The sequence below is a fragment of the Roseovarius sp. BRH_c41 genome, assembly GCF_000961715.1.
Lineage (GTDB): Bacteria > Pseudomonadota > Alphaproteobacteria > Rhodobacterales > Rhodobacteraceae > Roseovarius.
On the sequence record NZ_LADY01000023.1, the window covers coordinates 15,736 to 36,873 of the forward strand.

Annotated in this window: 22 protein-coding genes; 3 read left to right on the forward strand and 19 right to left on the reverse strand. The window is 61.6% G+C overall.

The window, feature by feature from the left end; genetic code table 11:
- Positions 1 to 4 precede the first annotated feature (4 nt).
- The 12 genes from VR71_RS24740 to flgB all read right to left on the reverse strand — a co-directional run bounded on the left by VR71_RS24740 (position 5) and on the right by flgB (position 13,010).
- Positions 5 to 781 (reverse strand): transglycosylase SLT domain-containing protein, encoded by a 777-nt coding sequence (locus tag VR71_RS24740; RefSeq protein ID WP_296430018.1) that lies wholly within the window; start codon positions 779 to 781, stop codon positions 5 to 7.
- Positions 782 to 867: 86 nt separating this feature from the next.
- The gene (flgL, locus tag VR71_RS07025; protein ID WP_045682395.1) at positions 868 to 2,106 is read right to left on the reverse strand and encodes a flagellar hook-associated protein FlgL; all 1,239 of its coding nucleotides are present in this window, start codon (positions 2,104 to 2,106) and stop codon (positions 868 to 870) included.
- Positions 2,107 to 2,114: 8 nt separating this feature from the next.
- Positions 2,115 to 6,119 carry a flagellar hook-associated protein FlgK gene (gene flgK, locus VR71_RS07030; protein WP_045682397.1) on the reverse strand — a complete coding sequence of 1,335 codons (4,005 nt, stop codon included), beginning with the start codon at positions 6,117 to 6,119 and terminating at the stop codon, positions 2,115 to 2,117.
- Positions 6,120 to 6,122: 3 nt separating this feature from the next.
- Positions 6,123 to 6,449, reverse strand: coding sequence for a rod-binding protein (locus VR71_RS07035; RefSeq protein ID WP_296430020.1), 327 nt, complete (start codon positions 6,447 to 6,449; stop codon positions 6,123 to 6,125).
- Between the two features lie 13 nt (positions 6,450 to 6,462).
- A complete protein-coding gene (locus VR71_RS07040) occupies positions 6,463 to 7,575 on the reverse strand; it encodes a flagellar basal body P-ring protein FlgI (protein WP_045682399.1) in 1,113 nt (370 codons plus the stop codon).
- An 11-nt stretch (positions 7,576 to 7,586) separates the two neighbouring features.
- Positions 7,587 to 8,249: a flagellar basal body L-ring protein FlgH gene (locus tag VR71_RS07045; RefSeq protein WP_045682401.1), complete on the reverse strand. Its 663-nt coding sequence runs from the start codon at positions 8,247 to 8,249 to the stop codon at positions 7,587 to 7,589.
- An 11-nt stretch (positions 8,250 to 8,260) separates the two neighbouring features.
- Entirely contained in the window at positions 8,261 to 9,049 is a 789-nt protein-coding gene (flgG, locus tag VR71_RS07050) for a flagellar basal-body rod protein FlgG (RefSeq protein WP_045682403.1), read from the reverse strand.
- A 356-nt stretch (positions 9,050 to 9,405) separates the two neighbouring features.
- Positions 9,406 to 10,167 (reverse strand): flagellar basal body rod C-terminal domain-containing protein, encoded by a 762-nt coding sequence (locus VR71_RS07055; protein ID WP_045682405.1) that lies wholly within the window; start codon positions 10,165 to 10,167, stop codon positions 9,406 to 9,408.
- A 14-nt stretch (positions 10,168 to 10,181) separates the two neighbouring features.
- On the reverse strand, positions 10,182 to 11,441 hold the full coding sequence (locus tag VR71_RS07060; protein ID WP_045682406.1) for a flagellar hook protein FlgE: 1,260 nt from the start codon (positions 11,439 to 11,441) through the stop codon (positions 10,182 to 10,184).
- Positions 11,442 to 11,514: 73 nt separating this feature from the next.
- A complete protein-coding gene (locus VR71_RS07065) occupies positions 11,515 to 12,192 on the reverse strand; it encodes a flagellar hook capping FlgD N-terminal domain-containing protein (protein WP_296430022.1) in 678 nt (225 codons plus the stop codon).
- Between the two features lie 11 nt (positions 12,193 to 12,203).
- Positions 12,204 to 12,620, reverse strand: coding sequence for a flagellar basal body rod protein FlgC (gene flgC, locus VR71_RS07070; RefSeq protein ID WP_045682408.1), 417 nt, complete (start codon positions 12,618 to 12,620; stop codon positions 12,204 to 12,206).
- Positions 12,621 to 12,623: 3 nt separating this feature from the next.
- On the reverse strand, positions 12,624 to 13,010 hold the full coding sequence (gene flgB, locus VR71_RS07075) for a flagellar basal body rod protein FlgB (RefSeq protein WP_045682411.1): 387 nt from the start codon (positions 13,008 to 13,010) through the stop codon (positions 12,624 to 12,626).
- A gap of 132 nt (positions 13,011 to 13,142) precedes the next feature.
- Here flgB and VR71_RS07080 point away from each other — a divergent pair, with 132 nt between their 5' ends.
- Positions 13,143 to 13,559: a hypothetical protein gene (locus VR71_RS07080; RefSeq protein ID WP_045682413.1), complete on the forward strand. Its 417-nt coding sequence runs from the start codon at positions 13,143 to 13,145 to the stop codon at positions 13,557 to 13,559.
- A 406-nt stretch (positions 13,560 to 13,965) separates the two neighbouring features.
- Here the strand turns inward: VR71_RS07080 and VR71_RS07085 are convergent, their stop codons facing one another.
- The gene (locus VR71_RS07085) at positions 13,966 to 14,553 is read right to left on the reverse strand and encodes a sel1 repeat family protein (protein WP_296430025.1); all 588 of its coding nucleotides are present in this window, start codon (positions 14,551 to 14,553) and stop codon (positions 13,966 to 13,968) included.
- A 45-nt stretch (positions 14,554 to 14,598) separates the two neighbouring features.
- Entirely contained in the window at positions 14,599 to 15,000 is a 402-nt protein-coding gene (locus tag VR71_RS07090) for a hypothetical protein (protein ID WP_296430027.1), read from the reverse strand.
- Between the two features lie 113 nt (positions 15,001 to 15,113).
- Here VR71_RS07090 and VR71_RS07095 point away from each other — a divergent pair, with 113 nt between their 5' ends.
- Together VR71_RS07095 and VR71_RS24745 are read left to right on the forward strand one after the other, a co-directional pair.
- Positions 15,114 to 15,614, forward strand: coding sequence for a hypothetical protein (locus VR71_RS07095; RefSeq protein ID WP_045682417.1), 501 nt, complete (start codon positions 15,114 to 15,116; stop codon positions 15,612 to 15,614).
- 55 nt (positions 15,615 to 15,669) lie between these two features.
- On the forward strand, positions 15,670 to 15,816 hold the full coding sequence (locus tag VR71_RS24745) for a hypothetical protein (RefSeq protein ID WP_296430029.1): 147 nt from the start codon (positions 15,670 to 15,672) through the stop codon (positions 15,814 to 15,816).
- A gap of 29 nt (positions 15,817 to 15,845) precedes the next feature.
- Here the strand turns inward: VR71_RS24745 and VR71_RS07100 are convergent, their stop codons facing one another.
- The 5 genes from VR71_RS07100 to VR71_RS07120 form a co-directional block, all read right to left on the reverse strand.
- Complete coding sequence (locus VR71_RS07100) at positions 15,846 to 16,085, reverse strand: hypothetical protein (protein WP_045682419.1); 240 nt, start codon at positions 16,083 to 16,085, stop codon at positions 15,846 to 15,848.
- A complete protein-coding gene (locus VR71_RS07105; protein WP_296430030.1) occupies positions 16,082 to 16,393 on the reverse strand; it encodes a hypothetical protein in 312 nt (103 codons plus the stop codon). The genes VR71_RS07100 and VR71_RS07105 overlap by 4 nt, the downstream gene beginning before the upstream one ends.
- 17 nt (positions 16,394 to 16,410) lie before the next feature.
- Positions 16,411 to 16,809 (reverse strand): flagellar protein FliS, encoded by a 399-nt coding sequence (gene fliS / locus VR71_RS07110; protein WP_045682424.1) that lies wholly within the window; start codon positions 16,807 to 16,809, stop codon positions 16,411 to 16,413.
- Positions 16,810 to 16,906: 97 nt separating this feature from the next.
- On the reverse strand, positions 16,907 to 20,653 hold the full coding sequence (locus VR71_RS07115) for a chemotaxis protein CheW (protein WP_296430033.1): 3,747 nt from the start codon (positions 20,651 to 20,653) through the stop codon (positions 16,907 to 16,909).
- 34 nt (positions 20,654 to 20,687) lie between these two features.
- Positions 20,688 to 21,092: a response regulator gene (locus tag VR71_RS07120; RefSeq protein WP_045682426.1), complete on the reverse strand. Its 405-nt coding sequence runs from the start codon at positions 21,090 to 21,092 to the stop codon at positions 20,688 to 20,690.
- Between the last annotated feature and the right edge of the window lie 46 nt (positions 21,093 to 21,138).

Genomic DNA, 21,138 nt, shown 5'->3' on the forward strand with positions numbered 1-21,138 from the left:
GGGATCACTGACGGCGCTTTTGGCCGATTGGACGGTCCGGCATCCGTGGTAGCGCCCCCTCCGGCAGCGCCGAGTCGTCCCAATACTGCACGTCGCCCGCCAGCGTCACGAGCGGCGCGTTGCCCAAAAATCGTCGATCTTCGCGCACCAACGGCGCTTCGAGGCGCGGAGCCATGCGCGGCGGCAGGCTTGGTCCGGGCTGTGTACCGTCAGCGCGTACAAATTGTACATGCTGTACCCCTGCCTGCACCGGCTCGACCGGCCCAAGCCGCGCCAGAACCTTGCGCACCCGCCCCAGATAGGCGGCCCCCCGGTCCGGATCACGCGAATGATAATACCGCGTCGCCGCGTCCCAACTCCCTGTTTCTGAACGTAATTCACTCAGATAGCGGGCCGCATACTCCGTGTTCTGCGCTGGATCGATCATCTCTTCGAGATCGGCGAAATGATCCCCATGCCAGCGATAATTAAGCTGCATACACCCCACATCAAACTCCCGCACCCCACGATTCACCAACTGTCGCAGATGCGTCAGAGCCTCCTCTTTGCTTTGATAATAAAAGGCTTTTCCCCGTACGTTCGAGGTCCAGGCCCAGGCGCGCGCGCCCGACTTGCCCTGCGCACGCCCCGATTCCGTGCGCGCGATAGCGCTCAGCAATCCCTCCGGCAAACCATGCCGTTCCGACGCCTGCGCCGCAAGCGCCTCACAATTCACAGGGGTCGCGAAGGCGAAAACCGGCGCGCAAAGCAGGGCCAGGATCAAGGGTATAGCATGTCTCATGCCCCCACTTTGCAAGCGGTGGGCCAAGTCAGCCTAGACTGCTCCTGAACTTGGCGTGGCCAAAGAAAGCATCGCAGGTCATTGATTTACCTTAGAAAATCAAACAGGCTTTGCTGCGTGATCCGTGCATATGTCTGTTGCGCGGCATCCCGTGTCAGCATTGATTGCTGCAACCGCGTGAGCGCATCCGCGAGATCCAGATCCTCGAGACCGGCAACCGCCCGGTCCATCGCCAGCTTGCGATTGTCGATCACATCTGATTGCCGCGCCGCATCCGCCGACAGCGCCCCCAACTGCGTGCGCTGGTCAATCAGGTGATCCGTGGCACTCTGGAGCCGGTCAATCACCGCATCCCGCGTCCGCCCACTCGGCACAATCGCCTGCGTCGCACCTTGGGCATCGCGGGCCGAGACCAAGACACCGCCAGGATCAGGTTGGCTGGCAACCCCTGAAACCGTGATATTCCCCTGTGCAGACAGGCTCAACCCGCCCGTATCCGGGTCAAGCGCAGCACTGATCCCGGTCGTTGCCGTCTGGGCGTTGATCGCCTCAACCGCCCAAGACAGAGCGCCTTGCGCTGCCTCATAGGTGATCGTGGCCCGGCCCAACGGCCCTTCAACGGTCATTGTCCATTCCGCCGGGGCGCGGCTCAACGCCGGTTCAAGGCTCAATTGGCCGTCGCCAGTGGCACTGGCGCGTGGCGCGGAACTGGCCGTGGCAAGAGTGCTAAGGAAATCGTCGATCACGGCGAAAACATCACCGTCCTCAGACCCCATGCGAAACACCGTATCACCGCTCAACCCGGTGGGAAGGCCAATGGATTCAGATACTTGCAGCCGGGATTGCCCGCCGTCACCCCGATAGATCACGCCGCCTGCCCCGTCTCGGAACGGATCGGCTTGCGTGCCGTAGCCGCCAAAGAGCGCGCGACCGCTCTCATCGCGGGCATTGGCCAGCCCAAGCAAACTCGCGCGCAGCGCCCGCACCTCAGTGCCAATGCTGTCCCGCTCTGTTGCGGTTGCCGTATCCGATGCCGCGCGCAGCGCCAGCTCTCCGACCCGGCGCATGAGATTGCCAGTCTCGCTCAGGACCGTGTCAGCCTGATCGAGCCGCGCCCCCGCCCGCTCGAGATTGGTCGAATAGCGCTCCAACGCCTGTTGTTGCTCTTGTGCCGCCGACAGGCGCAGAGCTCGCACGGGATCGGCTGAAGGTCGCGGATCGTTGACACCCGACGAAACCTGCGCTTGCAGATCGGAAATCCGGTCATTGACCTGCGACAGGTTGCGTGTGGTGACGTTGTGAAAAAAGGCTGTTCCGATGCTCATTCAATACCTCATATTGCTTGGAGCAGGGTGTCGAACAGCGCACGCGCCACCGACAAAACCTGCGCATTGGCCTGATAGGCCTGTTGCTGTTGCATCAGTTGTGCCGCCTCTGTATCCAGATCGACACCGCTCAGTTCGGATTCCGCGCGCGCAGCGCTTTCAAACTCGGCTTCGGCGGTGGCAGCACGGTTCTGGCTTGCTGTCACCTGCGCACCCGCCCGCTGTTGCAGACTGGCAAAGCTGCTGGCATAGCCTCCTTGCCCTGTCAGCCCGTCACGCTGGCGCAGATTGGCCAGCGCCTCGATGCTGCGCCCGTCACCGGCACCACCAGCGTTCGGCGATAGGACGTATCTATCGCCCGTGACCCGCCCGCCACCCAGTGTCACCTCCAGATCGCCGAACTGCGCAGTTCCCGCCGCATCAAGCGTGCGAGAGGCCAGATGTGCGCCACTATCGCGGTCAAAGAGCCCGACCAGACCCTTTGCGGCATCCAATACCCGTAGTTCACGCGTGCGCTCGGTCGCAGGCTCATCGCCGATCTGTCCGGCGAGGCGCAGCGCGCCTGTACCACCCATCACGACCAAGAGATCTTCATCTGGGATGCTGGCCAATCGCAGCACAGAGCCGCTTGTGCCTGCCTCGCTCTGCACGTCCAACACACGGTCATCGGTTGCTGTCAAACGCAGCGTTCCGTTCACCACCTCGGCGTTAAGACCAAGAGTGTCAAACCCCGCCGCCGCTGCGCCCGATTGGGCATCTATCATCATCTCTCCCGCATGGGCGCTGAAAGAGATTTCCACCCGGCCATAGGTCGTGTTGATATGACCTGTTCCCGGAAAGCTTGGCGGCAGCACAACTCCCCCAGCCGAGACACTGATCGAATGCTCCTGCCCGTTCAGCGTGACCGTAAAGCTGGACGGCAGATTGCCCGCGTCAAACGGCTGGCCGATCACGGTCGTGACCGGTGCATCCCCAACTCCCATACCGAACCGTGCGGCTTCGCCCGCGTCCGCAGGCAAGCGCAGTGCCGAACCATCCAGCGTGCCGCCTTGCGTCTCCAAGATAAGGCGGTTGCTTGCGTCAAAGCGTGCGGTAACCCGCCCTGCTTCGGGACCACTGACCACGGGCGCACCGCCACTCATGCGAATGGCATAGTCCTGCGACCCAAGGCTCACGCGCATCTGCGCCCCTTCGGGCGGCAGCGCGCTGAGAACCCCACCGGTGATCTGGCTGGCGGGTGCGGTGGCACGCAAATCAGCGGCCAGTGCGCTGGCCATCGCGGCGCCAGTGCCAAGCGCCGGATCGGCTTCGGCGGTCACACTGCGCCCATCTGCTCCGATGACGGTTATGCGCCGCAGACTAAAATCCCCCGGCCCTGGTTCCGCCGGGGTCAGGATCACTTGCGCACCCGCGGCACTGGTTTGCCGCGCGATGAGCCCATTGGCGAACCCATCCATCACAGCACTCTGCAAGACGCCATTCTCGGATACGCCAAAGGGCGCAGAACCACTCAGGCGCACCGTGCCCGAAATCCGCGCCGCATCCGGTCCGCCCGCACCCAGGCTCACTGAGCCCAGCGTCGCACCATCCGGCGCAAGCCGGGTCAGTGTAACAGGCTCCGTCCCGGAATGGGCGAGCCGTGAAATCGTGATATCGAGCCCATCGTCCTGCACCAGCACAAGACGGCTGCCATTCGGTGATAGCTCAGCCCGAATGCCTGTGGCACCGGACTGCGCATTGATCGCTGCCTGTAGTCCCGCAGGGCCAACGGCACCAAGGTCCGCCTCAATCGTGACTGGCGTGAGATTCTGTCCAGTCAAGCGCAGGGACAGCACACCGCTTGCCGGCAAGTCGACTGAGAGCCGCGTTTCAGCCTCGGCCTGCACCGGAAGACTATCAGCCAATTGGTCTGCAGCCCAGGCCGCATTGGCCCCATCCGGTAGACGCAGCGTGCTCGATTGTGTCGCACCATCATAGCTGATGACGGCGCCGGGCGTTTCCGTTGCGGGCGAGGCACCCGTCCAAGCGGCGATCCCGCCGACTTGCCCCATAAGGACCGTATAGTCGCCACTGACCGACTGACGCTCAAAGGTCAAACCTCCGTAGGGTGCTGCCCCCTCAAGGTAGTCGGCATTGTAGGAGGCATCAGGATAGAACCCATTCTCGGACGTCAACAAGGCTGCCGCTTCTGACGCGCTGAGCGGTGGACCCGAGAGCTGTCGGCCATCGCGGGTAAAAACCGAAAGAGTCGCGGCCGGGGCTGCATCCGCGACCACGACACCCACCATAGGGCCCAAATCGGTCGCGAGACTGGCAGAGGATGGCAGCGCCGCGGCGCGCGCCATCAAGGAGAGGGTGCCACCCGAGCCTTCCGCCAAAAACCCGAGGTCGCGCAGGCTTTGACCTGCGGCAGTCTCAACCGCACCTGAATTGAGAGCATTCGCCAGAGTGGTCGCATCAAGGCCGGCAGGCAGATCGAACACAACCTCGCCTTCTGGAAGGGTCAGGCTCAAGGTCTGCGGAGCCGCCCCCGACGGTAAAACCAAATCCATCGCTGCAAGACGCGGCTGAACTGACAAAGCCACGTCCGCGGTACCGGCCGGGATTACCCCAACGACACCAGCGCTCAAAAACTCGACCGGCTCGCCCGCTAAGACACCCGCCAAATCGGTTAGACCCGTGACGTTCGTGGTCAGGGCGGTCGCGTTCAGCGTCGCAGTGCCCTGATTGCCGGAAACCGCACTCACGGTCAGTGTGCCTGCGGCCGCAAGTCCTTGGGGATCAGTCAACACCATCATTATATGACGCGCCGAAGCGTCCTGCCGCGTCAGCGTTATCCGGTCACCATCGAACGGAACGCCACTCATCTCGATGCGCAGCCCCGGCAGGCTGAGGGTTTCAACACCTAGAGCCAATGTTGGTCCTGCCGCGTCGCGTGCCTGCCACTGACCCGTGGGCGCATCATGTACCAACGTCAATGGTCCTTGGGGCATCTGGGTTGCATCAGTGATGACCAACCGCGCAGAGCCAGTGCCAAGCATCAGCGCGCCGGACTCTGTTTCCCATCCCGAAAGAGAAAACAGCGCAGCCCCAGGTTCGCCCACCGGCGTCAGCCCTTGGGAATGCACCGCATTCATTTGCTCGGCCAAACGAGCAGCCCAATGATCGAGATCAGTCCCGGCTTGGGCAATGGTCCCCGCCGCATCGGCCAACCCACCCAGAACACCCCCACGCGCAATCGTTTGTACCTCGCGAGGGTTTGTATCGGCAGAGGTGACGATCAAACGTCCCTCGCTGCCGAGTTCCAGCCGACCGGCGCGACCCCGTTCAAGGATCAGCGGTCCGCTACCGTCCGCCCCAAGCCGCACCGTTGCGCGCCCTGCGTCATCCAGCGTGACATCCACTGCAACCAGTTCCGACAGATTGACGAGAAGCCGGTCGCGCTGATCCAACAGCGGATTACGTGCGCTCTCATCCGTGACCTGTGCCAACCGCTCTTGGACGTCGGATAGACTACTGAGGATGGTATTGACCCGGCCTACGGCCTGCTGTGTTTCGTCCTGCGCATTGCGCGCCAACACGTCAATCCCTTCTGCCAGGTCGGCAACTCCCCCGGCCAGAGCAGTGCCAGCACTCAGAACAGCTTGTCGCAGGCCCTGATCGTCCGGGGTCAACGACAGGCCATCGAGCGCATCAAAAAATCCGTCCAACAGATCCGGCAGCCCGCCATCCCCCGGCAACAGCCGATCTTCGAGCGCCTGCACATGGCTCAGTTGGGTTTGGGCCGCACCAAGTGCGCTTTGGGCATCGCGGCTGCGTGCGGCCACCAAACCGTCGAAGGCGCGGTGGATGTCCGCGACGTCAACGCCCGAACCATATCCAACCTCCTGCATCACCGCATCGCGACGGCGATAGCCTTCGGTATCAATATTGGCGATATTCTCGCCTGTCACACCAAGCGCCGTGCGGTATGCAAGTAGACCGCCGCGCCCGATATCCATCAGATCGACCATGATTTACTCCTGCGATCCACCCAAGTGGCCGGAAAACTGGCGGTAAATAGCCTCTGACAGGCCAAGACCCGCACGCCCCGCCCCCACCTCGGTCAATGTACTGTCCAGCAGGGATTGGGCGGTTTGGGTCGCCGAACTTTCCGTCAACGAGTCTCCAAACGACGCAGCGCGACCGGATTGTAGGATCTGGTTCAGAAAAAGTGCCTCGAACCCCTCAGCGGCCCCGCGCAAACGATCCTCTTGACGCGCGGCCTTGGCGGCGATCTTGCCGTCTGACAGGCTGGAAGTCTGACCAAGGTCAAAGGGCGTTGAAACCGGTGGCAGGGTCATCTTGGAATGCTCCTCAGATCACGATGAGTTCGGCGCGCAGGGCACCGGCCCGGTGCAATGCCTCGAGAATGGCCACCAGATCGGCCGCACTCGCCCCTACGGCGTTGATGGCATCGACAAGTGAGGCGAGCGAAACGCCCGGATCAAAGACGAAAGCGGGATTGTTTTCTTGCTCCACCGAGATCTCGGTATCCGGTGTCACCACCGCATTGCCTGGAACGACCACGCCACCATCCCGCCCATTGACGACAGTCGCCGCCTGATCGACGTTGAAATCCTCGTTCACCCGCACCGTCAGCGACCCATGCGACACCGCCGCAGGCGTCACCCGCACCATGCCACCGATCACGACCGTGCCCGTGCGCGCATTGACGATGACCTGTGCCGGAGGCGCGGCGGGATCGACCTCGATATCCTGCAAGAGGCCCATGAAGGGAACGCGCACCGACGGATCGGCAGGCGCACGCACCCGCACCGAGCTGCCGTCAAAGGCCACGGCCACACCCGCGCCAAACTGTGCATTGATTGCATCGGCGACGCCGCCCGCTGTCGAGAAATCCGGACGGTTCAGGTTCAGCACGAAATATTCGGTTTCCAGGAACGAGGTCTCGACCATCCGCTCGACTGAGGCGCCGCGCGGTACTCGGCCCACCGTGGGCACATTGACCACCACCGATGACCCGTCGCCACCCGCGACGCCCAGGCCGCCGACCACCAGATTGCCTTGGGCAATGGCGTAAACCTCGCCATCGGCCCCCATCAGAGGCGTCATCAACAACGTGCCACCTTGCAGGGACTTGGCCTTGCCCGCCGTCGACACGGTCACGTCCAAAACCTGACCGGGTTTGAGAAAAGGCGGCAGCTCCGCCGTGACCATCACCGCTGCTGCGTTCTTGGCGTCAAGGTCATTGACCTCCACCTCAAGACCGAGGCGCGAGATGATGGATTGCATGGACTGCCGCGTCAGCCCCGAGTTGCCATCGCCAGAGCCGTTCAGACCCACGACCAGACCGTAACCCACCAAGGGATTGGACCGCACTCCTGCCACATCTGCCAGATCCTTGAGGCGGTCGGCATGCGCCGCGCCAGGGATCAGAAAGATGAACAGGAGCAGGGCGCGCAGCATGTCCTCGACCCTCACAGCGGCGACACGGTTTCGAAGGCGCGGCGCAGCCAGCCTTGTTTGGCGGTGTCCGCGACATCGCCCGCGCCAACATATTTGATTTCGGCATGGGCGATCCGATCAGAGCGCACCACATTATCAGCCGAAATATCCGTCGGCCTGACAACGCCGCTCAACCGGACATATTCCTGGCCGTTGTTGAGCGTCAGCTTCTTCTGACCGACGATTTCCAGGTTACCACCCGGCAACACACGCACCACGGAGACCGATACTCGTCCGGTCAGCGAATTGGATTGGCTGGCATTGCCCCGGCCGGCATAGCTGCGCGTGGTACCGCCCGTCAGGCGCGTGTCATCAAAGCCAAAAGAGAAAACATCTGGCACATCCAACTCGAAATTGTCGGTCTTGCTGGACCCCGCAGCCTGCGACTTGGTCGCCGCAAAGCGTTCCGAGAATTCAACTGTCAGGATGTCGCCCACGGCACTGGCCCGCCGATCAGCGACGAACAGTCCCTTGGAATAGCCGGAATATATCGCGCCAGTCGGCATCAAGCGGGACTGCTGAACTTCTTCGACAGGGTAGACCGGCGCGTAAAGCTCGGATTCGGCCTCTTCGATCTGGGTGGAGCATCCAGCCAACGCGATCAGCGCAGCAGAAGTGCAGAAAAGACGGTGCATTACAGACCCTTTCAGAGGTTGTTGGCGAGATAGCTCATCATCTCGTCCGAGGCCGAGATAGAGCGAGAGTTGATTTCATAGGCACGCTGCGCTTCGATCATTTCGACCAGCTCCTGCACCACATTGACGTTTGAAGTTTCCAAGGCGCCCTGCACCAGCGCACCCATGCCGTTTTCCAGCGGTTTGCCCACATCCGGCGCGCCGCTCGCGGTGCTTTCGACCACAAAGTTCTCGCCCACCGGCTCCAGCCCGCGCGGATTGGCAAACTGGGCGAGCGAGAGCTGCCCCACTTCCTCTGCCTCGACGGCGTCAGGCAGGGTCACGCTGATGATACCATCGCGGGAAATACTGACGCTGGTGGCCTCTGCGGGGATCTGGATTTCGGGCTGGACGACATAGCCGCTCGACGTGGTCAGAACGCCATCGGCGTTCTGCGAGAAGGTGCCGTTCCGGGTATAACCGATGCGCCCATCGGGCATCAAAACCTGAAAGAACCCCTTGCCATCAATTGCCAGATCGAGCGCGTTGTCGGTCGTGGTCAAGCTGCCTTGGGTATACATCTTCTCGGTGCTGACCAATCGCACGCCAGTGCCAAGGGTGGTGGGTGCGGTCTGCGCTGTCGCTTCCGAGGTCTGTGCTCCAGCCGGACGCACCGTCTGATAGAGCAGCGTCTCGAAATTGGCGCGGTCCCGCTTGAACCCGGTTGTGTTGACGTTGGCCAGGTTGTTGGAAATCACCTGAATGCGGGCCTGCTGGGCATTGAGCCCGGTCTTGGCCACATGCATCACGTTCGAGGACATCGGCTCTGCCTTTCCTGAGGTCACTGTTGATCTCAGGCTGCAAGCCGCGTGCCAGCCCGCCCTGGGCTTACGGTCAATGCACAGACAATTTTAGAGCAGGGTGTAAACATTGGCTTTAGGGGACATTGGCCCTGAGCGATGAGCCGCGCGGTGCCCGCCCGTCGGGTGGGCACTGCACGGCAGTCGGCTGTCACTTTATGCTTGCCAAATACATCCGCGTTTTCAGTGTGTTGTGACGTCGCAAAAGCGCCCGCCCGGTGGGGCGGACGGGCGCTGCGCGGCGGCGCGTGCCGCGCCTTGATTCCGCGCTTTGGGCATTGGGGCAGACGGCAGCAACAGGCCAGCGGTAGCCTAATCTAGCCCTCAGGCGCCTGCATCATCCGCGCGCCGCCCTCATCCAGCTCACGCGCAGTCAACACCATCCGCATGCCCAACTCAAAATTGCGCTGCATCTGCATGGTCGACAGCAATTCCTCGACCGGGTTAACGTTGCTGCTCTCTAGAGTGCCCTGCAATATCTCGGCCCGCTGATCAGGTCGCGGCAAGACGCCCTCCACTGTCCGAATCTGCCCATCCTCACCCTTGGTCAGCGCAACATCATCGGGTGGGACCACAGTGGCCAGCACCCCGGCCAGCACTGCCTCACCCTCGGGATCATCGAGCGGCTGAATATAGATCTCGCCAATATCGGTGATGCGGATGGTGCGATAGGCGGGCACTTGAATGGGCGCCATATCTGGCCCTAGCATCGCATCGCCCGCACCATTGCGTAACGTGCCATCCATCTCTCGCCGAAGATCGCCACGGCGACTTAGCGCCGGATCGCCATTCTCAGGGGAGACATAAAAATAGCCCAGATCGGCAATCGCGACGTCCAACTCCTCATCGGTGCGATCCAATCGACCGGTTTCCTGTGAAAACCCGGCTGGCCCGGATTCGAGTTGAAACGCACGCGTAGTCAACCCCTCCATCATCTGCAGAAACCGCGCCCCGCCCTCGTTGGGCAGATCACGACGATAGCCAGGTACAGTCTGGTTGGCGAGGTTTTGTGCCTGCGCCACCTGACTGTCACGGTTCACCCCCAGAGCGTTGAGGGCTGTATAGATCATCCGGTCCATGACGATGCCCTGCGTTAGCTACGGATATTCAAGACCGTTTCGGCCAATGTCCCGTTGGTCTCAAGCGCCTTGGCCGAGGCCTGGTAATTCCGCTGCGCCATGATCAGATTGACCAACTGCTCGGTCAGGTCCACGTTCGATCGTTCCACCGATCCGGACCGGACCGCGCCAAAACCGCTCGTTCCCGGCACGCCCAAACGCGGCTCACCAGAGTCGCGCGAGGCAAGATAGGTCGCGCTCCCGATGCTTCCAAGCCCTTGAATATCAGAGAAATTCGCCACGGCAACTTGCCCCACGGCCAAAGAGCGCTCTGCCCCGAAACTCGCCCAGACCGTCCCGTCATCGCGCACTTCAACCGACGAGAGGTTGAGCCGCCGGCTACCATCCTGCGAGACCGCAATCGCGCCAAAGGCCTCATCGGACACGCGCGAGCCGCTCAGATCAATGCTAAGCGCCTGCGTGCCAAGCGCAAAATTCATTGCGCCAAGCCCGCCGGTCTGAATGCCGCCCGCATCAAAGGACAACGCTGCCAATGGGTCCGCAGGCGCAGCAGTGGCCCCATCGACCACAAGTTGCACCGTATAGGCCAATCCACCATCCAGCGCATCCGGCGCATCCGACATGACAAAGAACGCCTGGGCGGATACGGCCTGACCTTCGGCGTTGAGTACTGGGATCTGCGTGGTCGCGGCATAAGTGCTGGGATCAGCCGGATCAAACGCCGCAGCAGGAATGGCCGCCTGCGTTCCCAGACCGCCATTGTTGGACAGGGACAGGTTGAACGACAAATTGACCGCCGTGGTCGCCTGCGGCGTGCCTATTTGCTGCGGAATCTGCAGCCGTTCGGTCTGCGTTGTGGACAGCGTATCGCCGTTCTCGGTCGTCGGGAATACGGTCAGGAAATGTCCCGCTGCGTTGGTCACAAACCCGTCTCGGTTCATTCCAAATGCCCCGGCGCGGGTATAGCCGACATCGGCCCCTGCATCCGGCCCCGTGCGGACCTGAAAGAACCCCGGCCCTTGCAAGGAAAGATCCAGCACATTCCCGGTCGCCGTGAGCGAGCCCTGCTTGAAGTCCACCGCGACGCGGCTCACCTCGGTGCCCGAGCCGATCTGCGAGGCAGGGCGGCTATAGGGGCTGTTCGTATAGATATCGGCGAACTCCGCCCGACTGCCGTGAAACCCCAGGGTGCCCACGTTGGCGATGTTGTTCGAGGTCACGGAAATATCTGCCTGTGCGGCATTCAGCCCCGAAAGTGCAGTGTGAAAGCTCATTGGTTGTTCCTGTCTAGTCGTTAATGTTTCGATGTTCAGGCCTGATGTCAGGCGCGGTTTCCAATTTTTTGCCTTAGCGGATCGAGTTGATTTCCAGACTGCTGCGCAACCCATAGTCCTCAACCCGAAGGGTCATGTCCTGCCCGGACTCGGGCATCTGGACCCCGACCACCCGTGCATAGACAAAGGGTTCGGCGGCCGTGGCACCGTCCACTTCGATCGCCACCCGCACAGCGCTCCGCGTCTGAGCGATATCGGACGGCAGATCGTCCCAATCAAACCCCATCAGGCCAGCAGGCTGCGCGCCCATATCCTGACGATGCAATTCGACGCCCGTTTGCGCGTCAGAGTAGACCACGGTGACCGCGCTCGTGGCCTCTGGAAGGTCGGCAACCCCATGCACGCCGCCGGATGCATCAGGGCGCGCCAGCGTGCCCGGCACCAACACCTGCTGTCCCAAGAGCGACGACGCCGTGGCAATCCGATTACCGCCAATCTGGCTGCTGATTTCACCCAGCGTCGAATTCACGGTATCCAGACCAGCCACCGTCGAGAACTGCGCCATCTGCGCAAGAAACTCGCCGTTCTCCATTGGGGAAAACGGGTCTTGGTTTTGCAATTGCGCCGTCATCAGAGTCAGAAAATCCTGCTGCCCCAAATCACCGCTGCCGGTTCGTGTGGGGGCGGCGGCGGCGGCCGCTGCGGCGGTGAATGTGGCGCCTGCCCCGGTTGCTGAGTTTATGTCGGCCATCGCGGTGCTCCTTAGCCCTGACCCATCATGACCGTGCGCGCCATCAGCGTGCGCAGGGTCGAGACAGTCTCAAGTACGTTCTGATACTGGCGGCTGGCCTCAACCATTTCGACCATTTCCTCGTCAATATTGACCACGGATTCGTACACATACCCCTCAGCATCGGCCATTGGGTGATCGGGTCGATAGGCGCGCACTGGCTCGCGATCAAGCTGGACCACATCGCTCACGCGGGTGGTAGACAGGCCCTGCTGACCGGTTTGATCGGCGTAAACGGTCTCGAATACCGGGCGGAGCGGGCGATAGGCCTCGTCCTTGGTCGTGCTCACTGCCTGCGCATTCGCCATGTTCGAAGCGACGGTGTTGAGCCGCACCATCTGCGCCGACATGGCGGAGCTGGCAACGTCAAAGATATTTCGGATCATCATGGCTTATTCTCCTTTGATCGCTTGGCTCAGTCCTGAGATGCGCCGGTTAAGCAAAGTCAGGCTGGTCTGATAGCGCAGACTGTTTTCCGCGAATTCCATCTGCTCCACGGCCAATTCGACCGTATTGCCATCCAGGGACGGGTTGACCGGAACCCGGTAGCCTGCCTGCCCCGCAGTGGAACCGCTGGTCGCAAAATGTCGGGTGTCGCTCGTGGCCAACGCCCCACCACCAGTCTCCGCATTCAAAACCGATTGAAAGTCCATGTCGCGCGCTTTGAATCCTGGCGTCGCAGCATTTGCGATATTCGAAGCCAGCATCGCGCCACGCTGCTCGCGCAGCGTCAGGGCCGAGGAAAAGAGACTCAGGTGATCGCGAAACGCGTCGGTCATTGCGCGGGCTCCTCTTGAGACATGGTGCGCGGTTGGTCCGGTCCTTGCAGGGGCTCTTGCATCTCGGATGCCGGGGCCTTGCCCGCATCCCTGCAATTCCGGTGCCAACCGACCCGAACAAAAGGAAACCCGATGTCAGAGACCGCTTCCCGCCCCGCGTCACGCAAGCCGCTGACCCTGCCGCGTAGCTTTAGCCGTGTGTTGGGGCGCCTTTTGACCATGCCCGCCAACGAGAGCCTGCCACTGGCCTCTGCCGCCTATGCCCAGACGACGGAACCGATGCAGCGAATTCTGGCGATGCGCCTGCGCCTGCGGCTCTTGCAAGAGGCGCTAGATGCTCCGCGCAAACCCGCGCCGCCCATCAAGATCAAGCTCCCCCCCCTGCCGCTCCCAGAACCGGAGCCAGAACCCGAACCCGCTCCGCCCGCCAAACCAGCCAAGACCAGCAAACTTGTCAGTCTTGACCTGGCTGGCGGGGCGCTGAGCATGATGATGAGCGAATTAGGGAGCGCCGATGACGAGGCCGATGATTTTTTTGGCGACGATTGAGCGGCGCTACAGCACGCTATCTTTGGATAGAACGACTCTCTTTTGCCGATCCGCAAAAACCTTTGCGCGCTTTCCATCACGGCTTGATCATGGGATTGTGATTGTACTTTCAAGGCTGCCCGGAGATACGGAAGTGAAACAGTTGGCACCGCAAATCACCGTGAACAAGACGCATCAGTTTGGACAGGACACCAGTACCCCCCTCCATCTCCCCAGTGGATGGTGGCTTGCCCCAATGCTATTTCTCGGTATCGCGATGTGGTACTGGATCATTTCCGGATTTCTCTCAGTCTTGAACTGACGCTCCCTCCAGAGTTTGCGAACAGTTGCCGCCCGGTCGCCATGAGCGTCCGGGCACAACTTTTTATGGTCGAAGGCGCGATTATCCGATCCCAGATTTCCGCCTTTAGATCTGCCCGCAAGTCTGCGGGCGGGCATCTCGCGACAACTTTGCGCACCATATGGCAAACTCCGCCCCCGCACGCTCTTGCACTGCGAGCCGGGCCTTGGCCTCCAACCCATCCATGGACACCTCGCGCAGCGCGAGTGCGCCCGGCTCCTCAAATGCCGCCGCAAGCGTGAACCATAACGCGGCTGCTTCCATGCGTGGTGGATTTCGCAACTGCGCCTCGACCCGGCCAATCGCCGCAAACTGACCCGGAACACCAGCTTCGGCCTGCGTGCTCAGATCCGTGATCAACCGATCCGCCAGCTTGGTTCTGGCCGAGTCCGTCAGACGCTCAAGCATAAGATCGCTCAGTGCGATCGCACGAGCTTCACCTGCCAGCCGTGCGCGCCACGCCCAATAGGCCGCAGCTTGGTCATCCTGCGGTGTGCCTTGGCCTTTGGCCTGGAGCACAGCAAGATTGACCTGTGCTGCGCGATTTCCATTCTGGGCAAGGTCCACAAAAATTGCCGCCGCTGCCGCAAACTGCCCCGAGCGGGCCAACGTGACCGCCTGATCGAATCCAGACCCAGACTCGGCCTGGGCCATGACCCCGGCTACTGCGAACGCAGACGCAAACACCAAGCGACGCATCTATTTGCCCGCCATCATTACCAGCTGCAGATACATCACCCGCCTCCGGTCGCCCCCCGGGCGTTGTTCATAAACCACCAGACGATGCCGCTGCGTCTGGGTCATTTCGACCTCGATACTCACAGTGTCAGGCAGATGGATATCATGATTGGCCAAAAGGCCCTTTGGGTCGGCGAGCAGCGCCGTGCTGAACGCGCGGTCAATCCAGCTGCGCGCCAAGGCGCGACCAAGGATTTCGGGCAAATGTCGCTCGACGAGTGTGATGTCGCACAGGTTGGTGCTGCGGCGCACAAGCGGAAACTCGTCCGAAGTCCGGACGGGCGTCGCCTGTCCTGCCGCCTTGCGGAGCGTCCTGAACCTCGACAAAGCGCCCGCCAACCTGCCCGTTCCCTTAGATTCCATCTTGCCGATCCTGCGCTTGTCCGCGAACCGATGAACCGGCCCCTTTTGTCGACAACGGCGAAAAACCCGATCAGTTTAGAGGCGCTTGGCCCGATCCTTGCTTATCAACGAACATGACCGAACTTTCGCCTCGCACTCGGCTTCTCGCCTTTGTCTTGCCTGCAAGTCTCGGGCCAATTGTGCTAGGGCTGGCCAGTGTCTGGGTCATGCACCAGACGCCACGCCTGCCGGCCTTTCAAGATGAGAACGCCAAGGCCGAGGAGGTCACGCCAAAACCGGACAAACGCGTGTACCTGCCCCTCGACATCCCTGTCACGCTGTCTCTTCCCAACGGGGGCGGGACACTCACCATGAGTTTGGGGATCGCGTTGCGCGAGAAGGGCAGTCTCGCCCTCATGGCCCGTCTCAGCGATCGCCAGCAAGAGGCTCAGGCCGGGTTGGCTGCTGCTGTGCTGCACACTGCCGAGACGCTCGAACCGGACGCTGGATTGGACGACCTCCGTGTCGCCCTACCGGAGAGTCTCTTGGAGACTATGAATGCCCGACTGATCACAATGGGTGAAGAGCCCGCCATTCTCGAAGTTCTCATCCTCGCCTGGGCGCATGCGCCCTGATTGGCAGACTTCTTGCAACCCTGCTTCAGACACAAGCCACTGCAAAGGACACCCCATGATTGCCATGCGTCAGACTTTCATTCCCGCCCCCGGCACCGATCCGCACAAGGTCGGGGTCGAGCTTGTCCTTTGTGACGAAAACGGTCGGCCGCGTCGTCAGCACGTCTGGGGCTTATTGCGCCTGCTGCGCCGCCGCGGTTGAATCGGAACGCCAAGGCAACTGATGCTCGATCAGACGGCGGCGCGCTGCTGGTGCGCCAGCCGCACATGATGGCGCACGCGTCCCACAAAAACCACAGCGGCAAGGCCACAAATTGCCCAGCCAATCACCAGCGGCGATGGCATCAGCCGTGCGACACCCATGGCCCAGCTTGGTTGAAGGTAAAGCCCCGCGATCAACGCTCCAGCGAGTGTCAGGAACCAGCGCACCCGGTAGCAGGTGGCGCAGGGGCTAGCCTGTCCAATGCTCATCGCCCCGGCCCCACTTTTCGATCACAATTCAAATAGACCAGGTTGGCGCGCCCTTGCCCCGCCTTGCGTGCCGCTTGCGCGGACATGAGCTCGACCGCGCGGCGCACAACGTCCAGCGCTTCGGCCAGAAGGGCGATCCGCTCCTGTGCCCCGTCCTCTGCCAGTGCAGCGCCTCCTACAAGCGCAATCACGGCACAACGCAGGGCGTGATCCGCTCGCGAAACGGCCGCCAGATCGCATGTCTCGACCGCTGAGGTCAATCCCATCGTCAACTGGCGGATTTGATCACCCATAACGCTGTAGGTCATATGCTGCACCACATTCGTCATAGCGCCTGCGACCTGACCTGAGAGCCAATCTGCTCCCATGCGCCAAGAATGTCACCCATCGCGGCGGCAGCCTCGGTCAAACGGGCGTCTGTCTCGCCGCGCATGGCCTTGAGCACATGGAAGCGTGCGAATTCATAAAGTTGGAACAGATCGCCCGCCAGATCGCCACCGGCCTCGAAATCCAGACTGGATTGAAGGATGTAAATGGCCGTCAGCACGCGGTTGACGTGATCGGACGGCAGGGCCCGGTCCTCTTGCTGCGTCCGCGCCAGAACGACGAGCGAACGGTTGAGTTCCCGAAGGGTCACGAAAATAATGTCGTAGGGGTCTGTGACGGCCTCTTGCACGAGGGTCTCGGCCTGACGGTAACGGGAACGGGCGAAGGCGAAACTCATCGAAACTTCCTTTGACATGATTGCCGGGTCTGTACATGAAAACGGCAGATCGCGTCCGGGTGTTAGCTCCGGTGGTCATCCCACCGGAGGTTTCGTTTCACGCCGCAACAGAAGGGCTCGCAAAGGCCCCCGAGGCCAGTGCGCTGACGGCCACGACCATGCCAACTTCTCCACCCGAGAGAATGGCGATACCGCTCATGTCGCGCATGCCCGACAGCACGCCTTGCAACGGGCGCAGCATGACGAGCTGCTGTCCCAGCAGTTCATCCACCGGGATGGCGATACGTGTCTGGTTGCTGCTCACAACGACGTAAAGTCGCGCACCCTCTGCCATCTCTGAAGTCTCCGAGACCAGCGGATGCACCGGCACCAAAGCACCTTCGTCGATGTTGAGCATGCGGGTATGGCCAGAGGCGGAAACCGGTAACAGGCGGTCAGTCTGAAGTATGCGATGGATGGCATCAACCGGCAGCACATAGCGCACCTGCCCCACCCTGACGACCATGCCATCCAGTACAATCATATGCTGCGGCACGCGCAGATGGAACCGCACCCCGGCCCCGGCCGGCAGGCTGACACGGCGCAACGCGCCCTTCTTTCGGGCCATCTCATCGCCAAGTTCGGCATAGGCCGCAGCCACAGCTGGCTCAGGGCTGTTATCGGTCAATTCGACCCGTACGTGATCGCTCTCGGCCTCGACCGAGATGTGGAACCGCGTCGCCGGATACTCTCCGGCCAGCCGCAGATTGACCAATGTCTTGAGCGGTCCGCGCAGCTCTTCGATCAACATCTGATCAAGCATCGTGTCGCCACCCACATAGGTGACACTGGCGTCGACGCCGATCTTGCGCGCCCGCGTGGCCAAATAGGCCTTGAGCGGGCGCAACAGCACTTCGGCAGGGCGCGACCGTTGCGCCACGCTCTCTTGTTGCAAATGCGACAATTCCGCCGACAACTGCGCGCCGGATTCGCTGATCTCCTGAAGCCGCAGATTGTGCTGTTCCAGCCTGTCCCGCAGAACCGAGCGCACCCGTTGTTCCAGATCATCAATTCCCGCTGCGCGCAACGCGTCCATCACCTCCTGAACCAGATCGATTGACGCCAGATCCGCCAACTCATGTTCCAACTGCGCATGGCTCGCTGAGATCGCTCCCACCGCTTCGAGCAGGGCGAGGCTATCCTTGGTATCGTTGAGCGGGATCAGATCCATCGTGTCAGGTTCTGCCGCCTCCACCGCAGGAGCTTCGCTGACCCGCAGCGCCCGCGCCATGGCAAGGCGCGACCCCGATGGGTCCAACATCGCCAAACGCTCGATCATACGGTCTTCTTCCAATGACGAGGCGACGAGGAAATCAAACAGCGTCGCCTTGTCCAGAAAGACCGTGACATTGGTGATCATCCGCACAAGACCTGTGGTGATCCATTCCAGAAAACCCTGCGCCAGCGCGTCATCATCATTCAGGTCGGCGCGCAGCACGTAGAAATGTAGGCCCTCCTTGATGGCCTCATGTGCGGTCTTGACGCTCTCGGGTGACATCACCCGGTGGAATTCTGGCGGAAGACCCAACCGCGTCTCGATGGTTTTGGCGGTCATCACACCGCTGGCCACGAAACACGCGTTGGTGGCCTCCTCGAACATCTTTGCAATCCGCGAGGTATCCGGCGTGTCACCCTGATCCAAGGCGTCGAACACCAGTTCCATCGTATCGACAAAGCCGCGTCCCATCTGGAGCAGGATCACATCCGGCGTCTTGGCGTCCACGCGGACGCGCGCGAACAGGTCTATCAACGCCATCGTCAGTTGTGACGCTGTATCGATCCGGTAATTCAAACAGGCAAAATGCACCTGCCGCATCAAGGTCTCAAAGCCAGGAAACCAGCCGGCACCTGGCGCGGTCGCCCGCGCATCGAGCCCGAGGCGCAAACTTTGAAGCGTCTCAAAGATGTGATCGGCCGACCAAGCGCCCAAGAGCTGACTCGGCGCCATGAGATCATCGTCGAAAATCGTCGCGGGCAAACTGCGCTCGACGCTCACCAATTCCTCGTAAAGCGACAATTCGGCGACCCGGTATTCAAGGCCGGTGGACTGCTCTGAGAGACGTTGGGCGCTGTCCACCAAGCGAACAAACCCCCTCGGCGCAGCCAAATCAGCGATCCGTTCCGCCAGATCCCGACGCTCTGTCGCGCTACAGGGCGCCGCGCCATTCATCTGCATACCCTGATCGGCGATCAGAGGGTAGAGCGCGGCCATCGCCGTAAAGAATGCCTTGCCCTCGGCGACCGGATCACTCGGACCAGTGCCGGGTGTGACAGATGCTTCCCCTGTCTCAAAATCCTGATGATAGCGTGTGCGCAGCGCCTCAATCAGCTCTGTCGTGTCCGCGCGCGTGACCGAACCGGACGCACCAAAGGACGCCAGCTGATCGAGCCATGCTCCAAGATTCATCTGTCGCGCGGCATAGCAAAGATCATCCGCCTGCTTGCGTGCGGCAGCAGGGCTGCGATCCTCGACCCAGTTGGCGCAGAGCGAAGCCAGGGTGTCAAGCGTCTTGGCCGCCATCTCGGCGAAAATCTGTTGATACGCCGGATCAGGGCGCAAAACCTTACCATCCGTGACCTCAGCCACGGCTTGGGTCTGCGGCGTGGGCGCAGGAGAAGCCATCGCCTTTGGCTCTGGTTCTGCATGCCCTTTCGCCGGATTCTTAATCGCTTCCGCTTTCATTTCGGCGATCGGCTGTTCCGGTTTTTGGACCGCGTCCGCGTCTGGCGCGATCGCCTCGCCGTTCAACAACCGGTGCAAGGCCTTGCTCAGGTCACGCGTGAGCGCCGGGCTAATCGCCCCGGTGGCAAGGAAAGGCTCCAACTCAGCCAACCAATCGCCTAGGCGCAATTGTCCTGCAGCGTAGCAGAGATTGTCCGCCTGCTTCTTCGCAGCGGCGGGGCTTGCGCCCTCCGACCACGCCGCGACAAGGGCGTCCAGTGCGGCCAACGTCTTGACTGCCATATCCTTGAAAATCTGGTGATGCACCGGATCGGGGCTCAACAATTTTCCATCGGTGACCTCAGCCACGGTTTTCGCCTGCGGTGCCGGGGCCAGCTCTGGCAAGGGCTCAGGCTCGGACGTTACGGCCTCTTCCGGCTCAGGCTCAGGCTCAGATTCTGGCTCAGGCTCAGGTTCTGGCTCGGCTTCTTGCTCAGTCTCAGTCTCAGTCTCGAAGACGTCATCCAGATCATCATCCTCGAACGCGTCAAAATCTGCGCCGTCGCCACCGTCAAGTTGGTCCAGCAACCCGGCCAGTCCCATATTCAGTGCTGGCATCTTGGGTTTCGGTGCCGGTTCAGGCTCTGGCGTGCGGACAGTCTCAGGCTCAGATGTCTCAAGCTCTGCCTCGTCTGCCGGCGCAATCGCCTGCGGTGTGGGCGCTGCATCCTCAACAGCGCCCCCGGTCAACTGCACGATCAACGATCGCAAATCCTGCTTCAATCTCGCCGTTGGCGCCGGGTCCACATCCGCACGGGTATCGGCGGTTTCCTCCAGCATTCCGCGCAGCGCATCACCGGTCCGCATCAGGATATCCGTGATCGCACCACTCAGTGCCACGCCCTCGTCGCGCACCAATCCGATGAGATCTTCGGCCAGATGCGCCAACCCTTCGACCTGTGCCAATCCCAGCACGCGTGAGTTGCCTTTGAAGGTATGGACCGCCCGGAACAGCGCGCCGATATGCGCGCCCATGTCACCTGCGCCGCCCTCAAGGGAATCCAGCGCTGCTTCCATCGCGTCCAGGGACTGTGCGCCGTCATCGGCATACAGCATCCAGATTTCGTCCATCTCATCCATCATGGTATGACCCGCCCCGTGGGTTGCATTTCGGCCCTCAGGCCCCGACCAGTGCCCGCATCACGCGCGCCAACTCGTCTCCGGTCTTTTCCTCAAGGTCATGCGACACCGTGCCGGACGGCTTGGAAACCACCCCGTCCGCGCCCAGCTCGCGCGCCTTGGCAGCCAAAGGCGAGCCCTGCACGGTCACCGAGGACAGCATGCAGATCTTGGCCCGCGTCTTGAGTTTGGCGTGGCGCAGGAACTCCAACCCGTCCATCACCGGCATCTCGATGTCGAGCAAGATCAGATCGAGGTCCGGCAGGTCCGGCAACTTGTCGAGCGCCTCTTGTCCATTGGCGGCCTGTGCCACCAGCCGGAAATCCTTGCGAGACTTGAGAAAGCTGGAGATGTAGAGCCGCATCATCGCGGCATCGTCCACCACCATCACATTATAAACCATTGTTCTGTCTCCGAATTTAGGTGTCAGGTCGCGGGAAGCAAGACGC

What these genes read in the sequence shown, in the direction of transcription:
- VR71_RS07055 (WP_045682405.1), bottom strand. Translation starts at nt 10,167, where the DNA reads ATGGACCGGATGATCTATACAGCCCTCAACGCTCTGGGGGTGAACCGT.
- flgC (WP_045682408.1), bottom strand. Translation starts at nt 12,620, where the DNA reads ATGATGATCCGAAATATCTTTGACGTTGCCAGCTCCGCCATGTCGGCG.
- VR71_RS07100 (WP_045682419.1), bottom strand. Translation starts at nt 16,085, where the DNA reads ATGAGCATTGGACAGGCTAGCCCCTGCGCCACCTGCTACCGGGTGCGC.
- VR71_RS07080 (WP_045682413.1), top strand. Translation starts at nt 13,143, where the DNA reads ATGTCAGAGACCGCTTCCCGCCCCGCGTCACGCAAGCCGCTGACCCTG.
- fliS (WP_045682424.1), bottom strand. Translation starts at nt 16,809, where the DNA reads ATGAGTTTCGCCTTCGCCCGTTCCCGTTACCGTCAGGCCGAGACCCTC.
- VR71_RS07090 (WP_296430027.1), bottom strand. Translation starts at nt 15,000, where the DNA reads ATGGAATCTAAGGGAACGGGCAGGTTGGCGGGCGCTTTGTCGAGGTTC.
- VR71_RS07085 (WP_296430025.1), bottom strand. Translation starts at nt 14,553, where the DNA reads ATGGCCCAGGCCGAGTCTGGGTCTGGATTCGATCAGGCGGTCACGTTG.
- VR71_RS07065 (WP_296430022.1), bottom strand. Translation starts at nt 12,192, where the DNA reads ATGGCCGACATAAACTCAGCAACCGGGGCAGGCGCCACATTCACCGCC.
- flgB (WP_045682411.1), bottom strand. Translation starts at nt 13,010, where the DNA reads ATGACCGACGCGTTTCGCGATCACCTGAGTCTCTTTTCCTCGGCCCTG.
- VR71_RS07045 (WP_045682401.1), bottom strand. Translation starts at nt 8,249, where the DNA reads ATGCACCGTCTTTTCTGCACTTCTGCTGCGCTGATCGCGTTGGCTGGA.
- VR71_RS24740 (WP_296430018.1), bottom strand. Translation starts at nt 781, where the DNA reads ATGAGACATGCTATACCCTTGATCCTGGCCCTGCTTTGCGCGCCGGTT.
- VR71_RS24745 (WP_296430029.1), top strand. Translation starts at nt 15,670, where the DNA reads ATGATTGCCATGCGTCAGACTTTCATTCCCGCCCCCGGCACCGATCCG.
- flgG (WP_045682403.1), bottom strand. Translation starts at nt 9,049, where the DNA reads ATGTCCTCGAACGTGATGCATGTGGCCAAGACCGGGCTCAATGCCCAG.
- VR71_RS07035 (WP_296430020.1), bottom strand. Translation starts at nt 6,449, where the DNA reads ATGACCCTGCCACCGGTTTCAACGCCCTTTGACCTTGGTCAGACTTCC.
- VR71_RS07040 (WP_045682399.1), bottom strand. Translation starts at nt 7,575, where the DNA reads ATGCTGCGCGCCCTGCTCCTGTTCATCTTTCTGATCCCTGGCGCGGCG.
- VR71_RS07105 (WP_296430030.1), bottom strand. Translation starts at nt 16,393, where the DNA reads ATGACCTACAGCGTTATGGGTGATCAAATCCGCCAGTTGACGATGGGA.
- VR71_RS07095 (WP_045682417.1), top strand. Translation starts at nt 15,114, where the DNA reads ATGACCGAACTTTCGCCTCGCACTCGGCTTCTCGCCTTTGTCTTGCCT.
- VR71_RS07120 (WP_045682426.1), bottom strand. Translation starts at nt 21,092, where the DNA reads ATGGTTTATAATGTGATGGTGGTGGACGATGCCGCGATGATGCGGCTC.
- flgK (WP_045682397.1), bottom strand. Translation starts at nt 6,119, where the DNA reads ATGGTCGATCTGATGGATATCGGGCGCGGCGGTCTACTTGCATACCGC.
- VR71_RS07115 (WP_296430033.1), bottom strand. Translation starts at nt 20,653, where the DNA reads ATGATGGATGAGATGGACGAAATCTGGATGCTGTATGCCGATGACGGC.
- flgL (WP_045682395.1), bottom strand. Translation starts at nt 2,106, where the DNA reads ATGAGCATCGGAACAGCCTTTTTTCACAACGTCACCACACGCAACCTG.
- VR71_RS07060 (WP_045682406.1), bottom strand. Translation starts at nt 11,441, where the DNA reads ATGAGCTTTCACACTGCACTTTCGGGGCTGAATGCCGCACAGGCAGAT.